This window comes from Pseudoalteromonas xiamenensis, from assembly GCF_017638925.1.
GTDB classification, from domain to species: Bacteria; Pseudomonadota; Gammaproteobacteria; order Enterobacterales; family Alteromonadaceae; genus Pseudoalteromonas; species Pseudoalteromonas xiamenensis.
The window spans coordinates 1,718,040-1,732,617 of record NZ_CP072133.1 but is presented as its reverse complement, the minus strand read 5'-3'; the positions used below and the strand labels follow the sequence as shown (position 1 = coordinate 1,732,617).

Here is a 14,578-nt window from a genome sequence, read left to right as displayed (position 1 = left end):
TTACTTTGCTTGAGTCCGAAGCCCTGCCTTGGTGGGGCTTTGCCGTATCATAAAGATAGGACATTATGCGCTATTTTGAACTTTTTGGATTAACGCCAAGCTACCAAGTAGATTTAGCCAAGCTAAATCAACACTATCTCGAACTACAACGTGCCGTCCATCCTGATAAATTTGCGGGCAAAAGCGAACGTGAAAAATTGTTGGCCGTACAAAAAACGGCAGAGATCAATGATGCCCTCGCCACCTTAAAACACCCCGTGAAACGTGCAGAGTATATGCTTAGCGAAAAAGGCGTGGACATTCGTGCGGAACAACAAACTCTCCAAGACCCAATGTTCCTGATGGAACAAATGGAACTGCGTGAAGCCTTAAGTGAAATCCCAGACGCTGCAGACCCTGATGATGCGATTGCTGATTTCGAACAACAGATTAAAGTGTTGGATAAACGTTACAGCAGTGAACTGGGTGAGTTATTGAGTTCGAATGACAACGCGCAATTACAAAAAGCAGCAGATCACATTCGCAAATTGAAATTCGTTTATAAACTTAAAGACGAATTATCTCGCATTGAAGACAGTTTATTGGATTAAGCATTAGTAGAGCATTGACCTCTATTTATGACGAGTGAAGAGCATCATGGCATTATTGCAAATTGCTGAGCCGGGGCAGAGCGCGGCACCTCATCAACACAAATTAGCTATCGGTATTGACCTTGGCACAACCAACTCTTTGGTTGCGACGGTACAAAGCGGAGAAGCAAAAACGCTAGTTGATCACGACGGTAAAGCCATGCTTCCGTCCGTTGTTCATTACCAAGAGAGTCGCGTTGTTGTCGGTCAAACAGCGTTAGATAACGCGATAAACGACCCTAGTAACACGTTGGTGTCGGTAAAACGTTTCCTTGGTAAGACAGCTACAGAGATCACTGCAAGCTATGGCCAGCTACCCTACGTATTCAATGAAACGAGTGGTAGTTTGATGATTGAAACTGCGCATGGTCTTCAAAGCCCAGTGCAAACGTCCGCTGAAATTTTAAAAGTCTTAAAAGCGCGTGCCGAAGAAAGTTTTGGTGGTGAACCCATTGTCGGTTCAGTCATTACAGTGCCTGCCTACTTTGATGATGCGCAGCGCCAAAGTACAAAAGATGCCGCGGAACTAGCTGGCCTAAATGTGTTACGTTTATTGAATGAACCAACAGCAGCCGCAGTAGCTTACGGTCTGGATTCGGGTCAAGAAGGTGTGATTGCCGTTTATGACTTAGGCGGTGGCACATTTGATATCTCGATTCTGCGTTTGAACAAAGGGGTCTTTGAAGTACTTGCTACTGGCGGGGACTCGAGCCTAGGTGGTGATGATTTTGACGCCATTTTGGTTGAACACTTCAAAGCGCAAACGGGCATTACGGATCTCAACAACAAAGAACACCGTTTATTCATCAATAAAGCAAAAGCCTGTAAAGAAGCGTTGAGTAGTTATGAGAAAGTCAATGTAGGCCTTGAGCTACGTGATGCTCAGCATATGGTGACCGTAACGCGTGCACAGTTTGCGGAGTTAGTCGAAAGCTTAGTGAAAAAGACGCTTCGAGCGTGTCGTCGTGCAGTTAAAGATGCTGAAGTAGAACTCGACGACATCATCGAAGTCGTGCTGGTTGGTGGTTCAACTCGTATGCCGGTTATTCGTGAGGCTGTTGAAGAATTCTTTGGCAAAACGCCTCTGACGAGCATTGACCCTGACCGTGTTGTTGCTATTGGCGCAGCGATTCAAGCGGACGTGTTGGTCGGTAACAAGCCTGACTCTGAAATGTTGCTTTTGGACGTGTTACCACTTTCATTAGGACTCGAAACCATGGGTGGATTGGTGGAAAAGATCATTCCACGCAACACCACAATCCCCGTTGCAAGAGCGCAAGAGTTTACGACGTTCAAAGATGGTCAAACGGCAATGTCTTTGCACGTACTGCAAGGTGAGCGCGAGTTAGTGGATGATTGCCGTTCACTTGCTAAATTCAGTTTGAAGGGTATTCCACCAATGGCTGCGGGTGCTGCACACATTCGTGTGACATTCAAAGTGGATGCGGACGGATTACTCAGTGTAACGGCTATGGAAAAATCCACAGGTGTGCAAGCTGAAATCCAAGTGAAGCCTTCATTTGGTTTGTCAGATGACCAAGTGGCAAACATGTTGAAAGAATCCATCAGTCATGCTCGAGATGACATGAAACTACGCATGCTCAAAGAGCAGCAAGTTGAAGCGCTACGTGTATTAGAAGCGCTTGAAGCATCACTTGCGACCGACGCACATTTATTGGATGAAGAAGAACTTAATGAACTTCGCGTCGCCATGAACGAGTTAAATGTGAAACGCGAAAACGCAGCAGACCCAGATGAAATTAAAACGGCAATCGAAGCCGTAGATAAAGCGAGCAGTGAATTTGCTTCTCGCCGTATGGACCAATCAATCAAGCGAGTACTGCAAGGGCAGTCAATCGACGAGGTGTAACATGCCACAAATTATTTTCTTACCCCATCATGAGCTTTGCCCTGAAGGTGCGGCAATTGAAGCCAAAAGTGGCGAAACAGTACTTGATGTTGCATTGAAAAACGGCATTGCGATTCCTCATGCCTGTGAAAAATCGTGTGCCTGTACGACTTGTCACATTGTCATTCGTGAAGGCTTTGATTCGCTCGAAGAAAGTGATGAGTTAGAAGAAGACATGCTAGATAAAGCATGGGGTTTGGAACCCGAGTCACGCCTAGGTTGCCAAGCGGTTATTGCAGACGAAGACTTAGTTGTCGAGATCCCGAAATACAATCTGAATATCGTGAACGAAGATCACTAATCGAATGCAGAAAAGAAAAGGCGGTTTACGAAAGTAACCGCCTTTTTTGTTTGTGTATGGAAGGTTTCGTGTTGCAGTGGATATTAAATCTTTCGAGGTTAAGAGATAATTCACCCTTTCTCCCCTAAAGTTAGGGTTAAAACGGTTCACATCACAATTGAATCCCATCAATTTTATGACTTCTAGGAGTAACGCTATGGATAAAATCACATCTCGTTTTAAAGGTGGTTGGCAGCAACCTGAGTCTGCACAAGCAGGCTTCTTTGCCGTGTACGATCCTGCGACTCACGAAGTCATTGCCCGTGTTGAGGAAACTGCACTGGATTCATTCGCGCAAGTGGTCGTTAATGCACAAACTGGGTTAGCCGCTCTTCGTCAGAAAACGGCAACTCAACGAGCACAAATTTTGCGAACCTGGTATGAGTTGATTGTCGAAAATCGCGATGTGTTAGCGGAACTTGTAACACGAGAAAGTGGTAAACCTTTGAGTGAATCACTCGCCGAAGTGGATTACGCTGCAGGCTTTGTGATTTGGTACGGTGAAGAAGCGAAACGAGCTTACGGACAAATCATTCCCGCGACAGCCATTAATCAAAAAGTCTCCACGATTAAACAGCCTGTTGGGGTGGTGTTTGGTATTACACCATGGAATTTCCCATTGGCGATGATCACGCGTAAAGTCGCCCCAGCCTATGCCGCAGGATGTAGTTTTATTTTAAAACCGTCGGAAACCACGCCGCTTAGCGCTATTGCGCTGCATCATCTTGCACTTGAAGCGGGTTTCGAAGCGCAAGATTGGCAACTGGTCCATACACAAGAACCGAAAGCTCTCGCGTCCTATTTCTGCGATTCAGCAGCGGTGCAGAAAATTACGTTTACTGGCTCAACTCAAGTGGGCAGAAGCTTAATGGAGCAGGGTGCATCGACGATTAAACGGATGTCATTAGAACTTGGTGGTAATGCGCCGTTTATTGTTTTTGCGTCCGCGGATGTAGATGCTGCCGTAGAGGGGTTGATAGCTGCAAAGTACCGTAATGCGGGGCAAACCTGTATTGCGGCGAATCGCGTGTTTGTTGAATCGGCTTGTTATGAGGAGTTTTTGACGAAATTAACGGCCAAAGTAGCGACACTCAAACAAGGAAATGGTCTGCAATCGGGTATTGCCTTAGGGCCTCTCATTAACGCGAAAGCAAAAGAACGCGTAACTTCCGTTGTAAACGAGGCGCTTATTGCGGGGGCGACTTTGCATTATCAAGCGAAAGATTTGGGTGGGAATTTCTATCCGGCCACTATTTTGACTGAAATTAAGGCTGAGATGGCAGTGGCGAATCAAGAGTTGTTCGGCCCGATTATCGCCATTCAACAGTTTACGACTGAGGATGAAGCCATCGCCTTCGCTAACAACGTGCCAGAAGGTTTAGCGAGCTATTTCTACAGTTCGCATGCTGGGCAAATCGAACGTGTGGGCAATGCCCTGCAGTTTGGGATGGTTGGCATAAACACGGGGGCAATATCCAATCCCGCCGCGCCTTTTGGGGGGATGAAGCAATCGGGTTTAGGTCGTGAAGGTGCGCAGATTGGATTGGATGAATATTTGGAAGTGAAATACCTTTGCCAAACTTTTTGATCAGTGAGTCATCCTCGCATGACGTTGCTCGACCTATGGTCTATTGCAATTTCACCTGATGACGCTAGACTCTCGAACCTATTATTGTTTCTAAATCTAGTTCAATGGCATGACTGATCCTGTCTCTGTTTCGTTGTTTATTCTAGCTGGTGGTTTTGGTAGTCGCTTTGGTGGCGATAAGCAAATCGCTGAACTGCCTCATTTTCGTAAAACGATTATGGAACTCAATATGCTAGATGCGTATCAAGCGGGGATCCGCAGAGTGGTACTTATCATTAATGACAAAGTTGAAACAGCGATCCGAGAGGTTATTTTGTCGAGGCTTCCTAAAGATCTCGATGTTGTCTTAGTCAATCAGCGCATAGAAAACGTGCCAAAAGGGTTTGAGCTTAAAGCACAAGCACGAGTGAAACCGTGGGGAACAGGCCATGCGCTTTGGTGCGCAAGAAGCCAAGTAATTGGACCCAGTGTGTTAATTACCGCGGATGATTACTATGGTGATGATGCGTTTTCACAGATTGTCGCGCATTTTGCCAAAAAGTCCGCGCAGTGCGCCATGGTGGCTTACCCATTGGAACACACATTGTCGGAGTCGGGTGGCGTGAATCGTGGTATTTGTCAGGTGAAAGATGGGTTGCTCGAACTTGTTGTCGAGCACTTAGACATTGAAGTTTATGCAGGGCAACTCATGGGGCGCACTGATGCAGAAGCAAGAGTCTTGCTTGATAATAGCGCACCATCATCAATGACGTTTTGGGGTTTAACACCAGCCATTATTCCTTGTTTGGAGACGGGTTTTGGCGAATTTATGGAAAAGTATGACACCGATGTCAAAAAAGAGTACTATTTGCCCGATTGCATCCAGCAAGCAATCGTTGCTAACCACATTGAGGTTGCAGTATATACTGCGACTCAGCCTTGGTTTGGTATGACTTACCAACAAGAATTAGAACGCATTTCGGAAAAGATTTATGAATCACGTCAGGGACGCTATTCAAACTGCCCAGCCAGTGACATCAAAGAGTAGTTTAGATATGAGTAATTTACCCCTCGCTGTAGAACTTGCCGGCCTGTTTGGGCTTTCTGAGCAAGGTCTAAAATTAAACCCTATCGGTAATGGTCATATCAATACAACAATGTTACTTCGTGACAAAGAACAGGCTTTGGTTGTGCAAAAGTTGAATACGGACGTATTTCCAGATCCGGAACAGCTGGTGAATAATGCTCGTTTGATTGAAAAGCATCTGTCAGAAAAAGCGGAAAACGCGCTTTATTCGCTAGAGATAATCAAACATCTCCCAACCACACAAGGCGAGTTTCTTGCGGATATAAATGGTGAGAAATGGCGTGCTCTCGAATTTATCGGGGGAAGTTTTAGCGAAGAAGTAGTGAAAAGCGCCGAGCAAGCAGAAATTGCAGCCAGTGCGTTTGGGCAGTTTGCTGCAGCGCTACAAGACTTTGACGCCAAGCAATTGTTTCCCGTTATCCCTAATTTTCATAATTTGGCGATGCGTGTCGAATTGTTTAAAGACAAAGTGGCAAAAGACGTGGTTAGTCGTGTTGCTACCGCGCAAAATGAAATCGCATTTTGTTTTGATCAATTTGGTTTAGCGGATGAGTTGGCCAATTTACGCAATGTGCCGTTACGTCCCTGTCATAACGATACGAAAATCAACAATATGCTTTTCTGTACTGAAACAGAAGTCGCCAAAGCGGTGATTGACTTAGATACGTGTATGCCGGGTTACTGGTTGTGCGATTTCGGCGACATGGTACGCACATGCTGCTCTCCAGAAGCGGAAGACTCGACAAACTTAGAGAACGTTAAGGTACGAGAAGATATCTTTCATGCACTTGTGAAGGGCTATGCGAAGCCTCTTGCGCCATTTATTACAAATGATGAACTTCAGAGTTTTTGGCTCGGTGCGAAAGTGTTGCCGTTTATGATCGGGTTGCGTTTTTTGACGGACTACCTCGACGGTGATAACTATTTTTCGACTAAATACGCCGAGCATAACTTGGTGCGAGTCCGTAACCAATTTGCGTTATACCAAGACGTATGTCGCCAAGAATCAGTCTTAAAATCGATGCTGGAAGCGATTTAAAGCCGCGTCGACAAGACAATGATTACCCTAAAAAGCGCCTTGGCGCTTTTTTTGTTTGCTGAACGCAATGTTTTGATTTTAGAAACTGCTTGAGCTAGGTTCGATGCAAAAGAAAAACCAAGGAAATGTAATGAAACACGTGAATCGTCGCGACTTTTTAAAAGCCGCAGGAGTCGCCGCGGCTGCGGGAGTCGTGGCTGGCTGCGCAAGTTCATCAAATGCCACTGCAACTTTGACACCTCGTCGTCAGGGAGAATCGGTGATTGGGCTAGTTGTTCCCAAAATGCCGGTTGTTCGTGTGGGATTCATTGGAGTCGGACAGCGTGGATACGGTCATGTTAAGCGTATGAGCCATATCGAAGGGGCACAGATTGTGGCGTTATGTGATACGCACGATGAGGTCCTTGAGCGTTCCGCTGCGTTTTTGGTTGAACGAGGTCTTCCTAAGCCAACGTTATATCGAGGCAGTGACACGGCTTATCAAGCGATGCTTAATCGCGACGACATCGACATAGTCATCATTTCTACTCCGTGGCGTTGGCATGCGCCTATGGCCATTGATACGATGAACAGTGGCAAACATGCCTTTGTTGAAGTGCCATTGGCTTTGACGGTTGAAGAAATGTGGGCCATTGTCGACACCGCAGAAAAAACCCAAAAGAACTGCATGATGATGGAGAACGTCAATTACGGTCGTGATGAGTTGATGGTCTTGAATATGGTTCGTCAAGGCGTCTTCGGTGAGCTTTTACATGGTGAAGCGGCCTATATTCATGAGTTGCGTTGGCAAATGAAGGAAATAGAACACAAGACGGGATCGTGGCGTACCGCGTGGCACACACGCCGAAACGGAAACTTATACCCCACACATGGTCTTGGCCCTGTTTCGCAATATATGAACATTAACCGTGGCGACCGCTTTGATTATCTGACGTCAATGAGACTCACCGGCTCTTGGTCGTGCAGCTTACGCGCGACGTGAATTCGCCCCCGAACACGGACGTAATCGGTTGAATTACATCGCGGGTGACATGAATACAACGCTTATTAAAACGGTGCAAGGCCGTAGTATCATGGTACAGCATGATACCACTACGCCGCGCCCATATTCGCGTCACAATTTAATCCAAGGTACGAATGGCGTATTTGCCGGATTCCCTAACCGCATTGCGCTGGAAGACGGGGGATCGCAATCGTTCCACGAATGGGATTACGAAATGGAAAGCTGGTATCAACGTTACGACCATCCGCTTTGGAAAAAAATGGGGGCGGAAGCGGAGCGTAATGGTGGGCATGGTGGTATGGATTTCTTAATGTTCTGGCGCATGATTTACTGTCTGCGTAATGGCGAAGCGTTGGATCAAGATGTCTACGATGGTGCCGCGTGGTCAGTGATTTCACCATTGTCAGCGCAATCGGTTGCGAACCGCAGTGATTCCGTTACTATCCCCGATTTCACTCGAGGTGCGTGGCAAACAGCAAAGCCTCTTGGGATCGTAGATATCAACGTTTAATCATGAACTTCGGCTCGGCTTTTCTGGTGTTTTTCAGTTACAATGAAGGCACAAACAACGAAAAGGCGAGCCAATGAAACTCTCTGTTGAAATCAGTAAATACCCGCTCCACAGTGATTATATTCCATTTATAAAAGACTTTATCGATCGCCTGAATCAGCATGAAGGTTTGCAAGTACTGACCAACACGATGTCGACCCAAGTGTTTGGAGACTATGATCTGGTTATGCGCGTGCTGACAGAAGAAATGAAGCGTTCACATGAGCAATTCGGTAAAGCAGTATTTGTGTGCAAATTCATTGGCGGAGATCTCTCGCCAGAGGCCTAAAGCATGAGTGAGTTTTTTTCACAAACATTAACTGGCTTTACAGCGATGTCGCATTGGGAATACATCGCGGTGTTTTTTTCTGTTGCCTATTTGCTGTTCGCGATTAAAGAAAACAGTTGGTGTTGGCCTGCAGCGTTTGCCAGCACATTGATTTATACCTTGTTGTACTGGAATGGGGCGCTTCTGATGGAGTCGCTGCTCAATGTTTATTACATGGTAATGGCCATTGTGGGATGGTATTGGTGGAAAAATCCCAAGCAGCAAACGCCGTTAGAGATCCAGTCATGGTCACTTGAAAAGCATACCGTGGTGATCGTGTGCACCGGTGTTGCAACATTGGTGTTTGGTTATTTTATGGATAACTATACGCGTGCAGAGATGGCCTACTTGGATAGCTTTACGACCTGCTTTGCTATTGTGACAACCTACCTTGTGGCTCAAAAAGTGTTGGAAAATTGGCTTTATTGGGTCGTGATTGATGCGGCTTCAATGTACTTATACTACGCAAAAGGGTATTACCCTACTTTGGCGCTCTTTGTCTTCTATACATTAATGGCAATGTGGGGGTTCAAAACGTGGTACGAAGAACTGGAACAGCGCACGGGAAAGAAACTTGTTGAATTGTGACCAGTTGCTTGGTTTAGCGACGACGTTATTAAAAATTGATTCGACGAATGTAGCCTGTTCGCTTAGCCGTTTAGCAAAAGGGCTAAACAATAATAATTACTTGCTTGTTGTGGGTGAAGCTCGTTATTTAGTGAAAGAGTATCGAGTCTCATATGCCGGTTGACGCGCTTTTTCAACAGCAACGACTCTCCTTGAAAAACATCACCACTAACCCCATCGCGTGGCATACGAAAGCCCAAGTTGCTGTCTTTGATTATTGGCCAGGACAAGTCTATCGCGGCCAAGAGTGGACTCGGTTTCTACCACTGCTTCTAGACGTTCATCAGAGTTTTCGACCAAAAAAGCATTCTAAGCAAGATTGGAGTATCGACTTAACACAAGAGTTTCAACGTATAGTGTTTAACGATGAACGTGAAAGTAAGGCTGTGGCTCAGGCGCTTTTACGCTTAAATGACTTTCCAGATTATACTGCGTATTGCCACAACGATTTAGTCATTGAAAATTTACTGTGCGATGGTGAGTCTCTGCGAATGATTGATTTCGAATTTGCGGGGTTTAATGATGTGTATTTTGATTTGGCGGCGTTGGCAGTGAGTCTACAATTGGCCGAGAGTGAAGCGATGCGGATGCTGCGGGCTTATCACGAATTCGATGCCGGCTCGCCAAAAGCAAATGAAGAAAAACTCAAAGTTTATCGTTATTTATACATTGTGCTGTGTAAACATTGGTATTTGACTCGAGGCCACACAAGGGAAGCCACACAATTAGACATGCAGCTTCACTTGTGGTCGTAAGGCAAATTAGATACCGCCTAAACGTTGTGCTAACTCTTTATATTTTTCAACGTCCGTTTTGTCGAAGGTTGGTTCGCCTTGGTCATCCTGGCCTTTCGCAACCAACAGATTTTCACGAGCAAGACGTCTTACACGCTCAACCTTCACTCCTAAAAATTCTGCAACTTGTTCTGTAGTCATTAGTGACATATTTGTATACCTCATTGATGAATGAGCGTGCTTTCTAGGAAATTAGTCGCTCATACTTAATTATTGTTCTTAAAGGATAGTTAAATAACGCGTTTTTAACAGTCTGTATAGTTTTTTTTGTTTTTTGATGGTTTATTAACCATATAAACGTTCCAAACTAGCAATTTACACGTTATCTCATTATTATGGCGAAGTTCTTTGAACATGCGAAACGCTCTCGTGGTGAAATGGATATCACGTGGCCCTCCGGAGGCCAAGTTACAGGTTCGATCCCTGTCGAGAGCGCCATCAGCATCCTCACTAATTTAAAGCCATTTTCGCCAGCGAAAATACACGCCAATTCCAAACGTTAATACCACCAAAAAGACAACAAACAGTATAAACGCGAATGGGTTTTCAGTGCCTGGGATCCCGCCGATATTCACACCAAGTAAACCAGTTAAAAAGCCTAAGGGTAAAAAGAGTGCCGCGACGACCGACATCACGTACATACGCTGGTTAAGTTGCTCCGACATTTGGCTGGTCATGCTCTGATGCAGTACGTTTGCGCGCTCAATACTGGTTTCAAGCTCTTCGATATAACGGGTTAAATCATTGACGATTTCGGCCAGTTTTAAGCGATCTTTGTCCTCGAGCCAGTCGACTTTTGCTTGACCTAGTTGCCAAATTGCCTCTTTTTGCGGGCGAATGTGTCTTTTTAGGCTAATCGCTTGGCGACGACATTGAGACAGTGTCGTTGTGTCATAGGGTGGGGCGTGCGCTTCAACATGTTCTTCGATAACATCAAGCTGCTCGTCCAATGCGTAGATGACATCTTGCATTCGAATAGTGAGGCGATTGAGTATTTCATCGACTAACGCTGAAATAGAAGCAGGGCCTTGTTGCTGCTTAAGGGTACCAAGTACATCTTGCACGGAACGAATTAAACGTCTTCGACAGGTGATCAATAGATTGTCCCTGACGAAAAAGCGAATGGCGACCATGTCTTCTGGACTTTGGTCTGGATTGAGGTTTACGCCCCGCACGAACAACATATCGCCTTTTTGTGCTTTACTGAGTCGTGGACGTGTTTCATCCGCAATGAAGGACTCAAGTTCAAGGGTGGTGAATAAGTTTTGTTTGCTCAACCAATCAATTGAACTTTCGTCACTAAAGTCCATATGAACCCAAAGCGGCTGCTCTTTTGTGGCCATGTTCATGGCTTCAGCCACGTTTGGAATCGTAATACACCCACCTTTACCGTCAAGTTGTACAGCGTGTACGAGTCCTTTAAATTCTCTCATCCTAATACCTAAGCTAGTTTCATTGAGTTGTTTATATCTTTATCGCTTATAGTTTAAATAGCAAACGGTTTCAGACTTAACGCATTGCACGGCTTTTTTATTGTTTAAATGTCATTAAATGTACGCCGTTAGCTCAATAAAATTCCCTTATTTATTGGATAAAAATATCTTGCTGGCGTATTGTAACTGTTAGCGTATAAAGCACTTTTTTAGCGAAGAAGAGACGATGGCAGAACAGTTTCAAGTAGGATGGCGCGAGTGGCTGGCATTGCCAGAACTGGGCCTCGACCGTATTAAAGCAAAAATCGATACGGGAGCACGGACGTCTTGTTTACATGCTTTCGAAGTTACACCGTTTAAAAAAAATGGCGAGCAATGGGTGGAATTTTGGATTCATCCACATCAAAACGACACCGAAACAACGTTACGTTGTGAAGCTAAAGTGAAAGACAGCCGTGTTGTCACGGATTCAGGTGGACACAGAGAAAGACGTTTTGTTATCGAGTCGATGTTGGAAATTGCCGATCATCGTTGGCCTATCGAAATCACGCTAACAAATCGAGATTCAATGAAATTTAGGATGTTGCTTGGGCGCACGGCGATGAATGGCCGAATAATTGTTGACCCAGCAGCATCATTTTTAACCGGACAATAGGACTTACAAGATTATGAAGATAGGTGTGCTCTCACGCAACAAATCCCTATATTCAACCAAACGATTAATCGAAGCGGCGCAACAACGTGGTCACGAAGTGGAAGTGATCGATGCACTGCGTTGTTACATGAACATTAATTCGGATAAACCTGAGATTCATTACAAAGGTGAAGAATTAACGAATTTTGATGCAGTTATTCCACGCATCGGCGCATCGGTGACATTCTATGGCTGTGCGGTTTTGCGTCAGTTTGAATCTATGGATGTGTATACGCCTAATGGCTCAGTCGCGATTACACGCTCGCGCGATAAATTACGTTCGCTCCAGGTTTTGTCAAAGCGCGGCGTAGGCATGCCAATTACTGGATTCGCGAGCAAGCCTGATGACGTTAAAGATCTTTTAACGATGGTCGGTGGTGCGCCGGTGGTCATTAAATTACTTGAAGGTACGCAAGGCATTGGTGTGGTGCTTGCGGAAACGCGTAAAGCGGCAGAAAGCGTAATTGAAGCGTTTATGGGCCTTAAAGCCAACATCATGGTGCAAGAGTACATTAAAGAAGCGGGTGGTGCGGACATTCGTTGTTTTGTCATTGGCGACAAAGTGATTGCATCAATGAAGCGTCAAGCGCAAGAAGGTGAGTTCCGTTCTAATCTACACCGTGGTGGTTCGGCTGCGCTGGTCCGTATTACGCCTGAAGAGCGCCGAACGGCGGTTAAAGCTGCAAAAGCAATGGGCCTTGGCGTTGCGGGTGTTGACTTACTGCGTTCAGAGCGTGGACCATTGGTTATGGAGGTTAACTCTTCACCTGGTCTTGAAGGTATTGAAACGGCAACAGGTAAAGACATTGCGGGTATGATCATCGACTACATAGATAAAACGCTTCAACAACGCAAAGGGTCGACTCGTGCCGAGGGGTAAGATAAACCAACCCTTTACTCTTTTAGATACGACCGTAGGCGTCGGCGAAAGGCGGACGCTTGATTTGGAAGTATCTAAATTATACACCCACACGCCGCTGACGATCCCGATTGAGGTTGTTAACGGTGTGCTCAAAGGGCCTGTACTTTTGGTGTGCGCTGCCATCCATGGTGACGAATTGAATGGTGTCGAAATTGTGCGCCAGCTACTCTCCAAAATTGACCCAAGAACCCTGCAAGGTACGCTTATTGCCGTACCGGTTGTGAACGTGTTTGGTTTCATCCATAAATCACGTTATCTGCCAGACAGACGAGATTTGAACCGGTGTTTCCCAGGATCTGTTCGAGGCTCTTTAGGGGCGCGCATGGCTGAGATTTTTTACCGCCAAGTCGTCGGGAAATGCACGCACATTATTGACCTACATACCGGGGCAATCCATCGCTCAAACTTACCGCAAATTCGTGCCGACTTAAGTAACCAAGATGCCGCTGAAATGGCGAAAGCATTCGGTACGCCAGTGGTCATCGATGCGTCGTTACGAAATGGCTCTTTACGCAGTGAAGCGGCTAGTATGGGGATCCCTGTGGTGACTTACGAAGCTGGTGAAGCATTACGCTTTGACCCGATTGCCATCGGGGCGGGACTGTTAGGCGTTGAAAACGTCATGCGAAAGCTCAAGATGATAAAAGGGCGTGGCAAAAAGCGTAAAGCGGACCCGGTCATCGCCGCGGCAACGAGTTGGGTCCGTGCGGATACGGATGGCATTGTACGAGCGCAAGTAAGCCTAGGTGAACGCGTTGCGAAAGGGCAAGTACTCGCCTTTATTGATAACCCGCTTGGCAGTAATGAGGTGCAGTGTGTCGCACCGCGAAGTGGGATTGTGATAGGCCAACAAACGCTGCCATTAGTGAATGAAGGTGATGCGGTCTTTCATCTTGCGTATTTTGCGCATGCAAACAGCTTGGTTGAGCAGCAGTTGGAAGATTTTATTGATGAAGTCAGTGATTTTGATGAACTGAAGAGCGCTGATTTTTATGGTAATTCCTAAACTGGGCTGAGCGGTTTTTGAGAGATTGGCCGCAAGTAAACCAATCTCTCTTGTTTTACTTCACGACTTATTTTTTTGGCCCCAATGTGCGTTTCGGCGCGATCACTTTTGGTTTTTGTGGTTCGTCATTCAAAACAAGCACTGGACGCGTCACAAACAAGTTGTTTGGGTACACAATTTTGTGGCCATCAACATGTCGTAACATCACATTCATCAATCCCATTTCAACAATGCGACCTTCCATAAAGTTAGCCCCATCAACGACACGAACCCATGTGCCCACTTTATAGTCATTCTGTACGAACATAATTAGAAATGAAGTCAGGTTTGATAGCAGCGACCATCCTGCAAACAGTGCGACACCCGCGACAGCAAAGAGTGACGACCCCACGACCAACAGGCCTTTTAATTCAATGCCCCAAAACACCAGCAACGCGCAGAATAAAATGATGGCCACAATGATTTTCAGTAGTAACTCCGCGCGAAACTGACGATGTTCATCAATTTTTCCTCGAGTTACTTTGGCAAGAATGCGCACTGATGCAGATTGAAACAGTGGAAAGCTGAGTAACACCAGTAAGGTAATGATCAGACGATATTGGCTTTGTAGAAATTGGATGATTTCCATGCCAGAAAATGCTCCTTTGCAA

General features: G+C 45.7%; 16 protein-coding genes, 1 tRNA gene and 1 pseudogene. 15 read left to right on the top strand and 3 right to left on the bottom strand.

Annotated elements, in window-relative coordinates; all coding sequences use genetic code 11:
- Positions 1 to 65 precede the first annotated feature (65 nt).
- The 11 genes and pseudogenes from hscB (at position 66) to J5O05_RS08325 (ending at position 9,834) form a co-directional block, all read left to right on the top strand.
- On the top strand, positions 66 to 590 hold the full coding sequence (gene hscB, locus J5O05_RS08375) for a co-chaperone HscB (RefSeq protein WP_208844393.1): 525 nt from the start codon (positions 66 to 68) through the stop codon (positions 588 to 590).
- Positions 591 to 636: 46 nt separating this feature from the next.
- On the top strand, positions 637 to 2,499 hold the full coding sequence (hscA, locus tag J5O05_RS08370) for a Fe-S protein assembly chaperone HscA (RefSeq protein WP_208844392.1): 1,863 nt from the start codon (positions 637 to 639) through the stop codon (positions 2,497 to 2,499).
- Position 2,500: 1 nt separating this feature from the next.
- On the top strand, positions 2,501 to 2,839 hold the full coding sequence (gene fdx, locus J5O05_RS08365) for an ISC system 2Fe-2S type ferredoxin (protein WP_208844391.1): 339 nt from the start codon (positions 2,501 to 2,503) through the stop codon (positions 2,837 to 2,839).
- Positions 2,840 to 3,035: 196 nt separating this feature from the next.
- Positions 3,036 to 4,466 carry an NAD-dependent succinate-semialdehyde dehydrogenase gene (locus tag J5O05_RS08360; protein WP_208844390.1) on the top strand — a complete coding sequence of 477 codons (1,431 nt, stop codon included), beginning with the start codon at positions 3,036 to 3,038 and terminating at the stop codon, positions 4,464 to 4,466.
- A gap of 109 nt (positions 4,467 to 4,575) precedes the next feature.
- Positions 4,576 to 5,493 (top strand): nucleotidyltransferase family protein, encoded by a 918-nt coding sequence (locus J5O05_RS08355; RefSeq protein ID WP_208844389.1) that lies wholly within the window; start codon positions 4,576 to 4,578, stop codon positions 5,491 to 5,493.
- Positions 5,494 to 5,500: 7 nt separating this feature from the next.
- Entirely contained in the window at positions 5,501 to 6,571 is a 1,071-nt protein-coding gene (locus tag J5O05_RS08350) for a phosphotransferase enzyme family protein (protein ID WP_208844388.1), read from the top strand.
- 130 nt (positions 6,572 to 6,701) lie between these two features.
- Positions 6,702 to 8,085: pseudogene (locus J5O05_RS08345) on the top strand (Gfo/Idh/MocA family protein).
- A 73-nt stretch (positions 8,086 to 8,158) separates the two neighbouring features.
- The gene (locus J5O05_RS08340; protein ID WP_208844387.1) at positions 8,159 to 8,413 is read left to right on the top strand and encodes a hypothetical protein; all 255 of its coding nucleotides are present in this window, start codon (positions 8,159 to 8,161) and stop codon (positions 8,411 to 8,413) included.
- A 3-nt stretch (positions 8,414 to 8,416) separates the two neighbouring features.
- Entirely contained in the window at positions 8,417 to 9,040 is a 624-nt protein-coding gene (gene pnuC, locus J5O05_RS08335) for a nicotinamide riboside transporter PnuC (protein ID WP_208844386.1), read from the top strand.
- Positions 9,027 to 9,203 carry a hypothetical protein gene (locus tag J5O05_RS08330; protein WP_208844385.1) on the top strand — a complete coding sequence of 59 codons (177 nt, stop codon included), beginning with the start codon at positions 9,027 to 9,029 and terminating at the stop codon, positions 9,201 to 9,203. The genes pnuC and J5O05_RS08330 overlap by 14 nt, the downstream gene beginning before the upstream one ends.
- A complete protein-coding gene (locus tag J5O05_RS08325) occupies positions 9,193 to 9,834 on the top strand; it encodes a phosphotransferase family protein (RefSeq protein ID WP_208844384.1) in 642 nt (213 codons plus the stop codon). Before J5O05_RS08330 ends, J5O05_RS08325 begins: the two co-directional genes overlap by 11 nt.
- Before the next feature lie 6 nt (positions 9,835 to 9,840).
- Here J5O05_RS08325 and J5O05_RS08320 read toward each other — a convergent pair whose 3' ends face one another.
- Positions 9,841 to 10,023: a helix-turn-helix domain-containing protein gene (locus J5O05_RS08320; RefSeq protein WP_208844383.1), complete on the bottom strand. Its 183-nt coding sequence runs from the start codon at positions 10,021 to 10,023 to the stop codon at positions 9,841 to 9,843.
- Between the two features lie 213 nt (positions 10,024 to 10,236).
- Here J5O05_RS08320 and J5O05_RS08315 point away from each other — a divergent pair.
- A tRNA-Arg gene (locus J5O05_RS08315) sits at positions 10,237 to 10,311 on the top strand.
- Between the two features lie 17 nt (positions 10,312 to 10,328).
- On the opposite strand, the gene J5O05_RS08310 is transcribed toward J5O05_RS08315, so the two are convergent.
- Positions 10,329 to 11,306 (bottom strand): zinc transporter ZntB, encoded by a 978-nt coding sequence (locus tag J5O05_RS08310; RefSeq protein ID WP_208844382.1) that lies wholly within the window; start codon positions 11,304 to 11,306, stop codon positions 10,329 to 10,331.
- Positions 11,307 to 11,532: 226 nt separating this feature from the next.
- Here J5O05_RS08310 and J5O05_RS08305 point away from each other — a divergent pair, with 226 nt between their 5' ends.
- The 3 genes from J5O05_RS08305 to J5O05_RS08295 are packed head-to-tail and all read left to right on the top strand — an operon-like array spanning position 11,533 to position 13,928.
- Positions 11,533 to 11,961 (top strand): ATP-dependent zinc protease family protein, encoded by a 429-nt coding sequence (locus J5O05_RS08305; protein ID WP_208844381.1) that lies wholly within the window; start codon positions 11,533 to 11,535, stop codon positions 11,959 to 11,961.
- Between the two features lie 13 nt (positions 11,962 to 11,974).
- Complete coding sequence (gene rimK, locus J5O05_RS08300; RefSeq protein ID WP_208844380.1) at positions 11,975 to 12,880, top strand: 30S ribosomal protein S6--L-glutamate ligase; 906 nt, start codon at positions 11,975 to 11,977, stop codon at positions 12,878 to 12,880.
- Entirely contained in the window at positions 12,867 to 13,928 is a 1,062-nt protein-coding gene (locus J5O05_RS08295; RefSeq protein WP_208844379.1) for a succinylglutamate desuccinylase/aspartoacylase family protein, read from the top strand. Before rimK ends, J5O05_RS08295 begins: the two co-directional genes overlap by 14 nt.
- Before the next feature lie 67 nt (positions 13,929 to 13,995).
- On the opposite strand, the gene J5O05_RS08290 is transcribed toward J5O05_RS08295, so the two are convergent.
- Positions 13,996 to 14,556 carry a mechanosensitive ion channel domain-containing protein gene (locus tag J5O05_RS08290; protein ID WP_208844378.1) on the bottom strand — a complete coding sequence of 187 codons (561 nt, stop codon included), beginning with the start codon at positions 14,554 to 14,556 and terminating at the stop codon, positions 13,996 to 13,998.
- Positions 14,557 to 14,578: the final 22 nt, after the last annotated feature.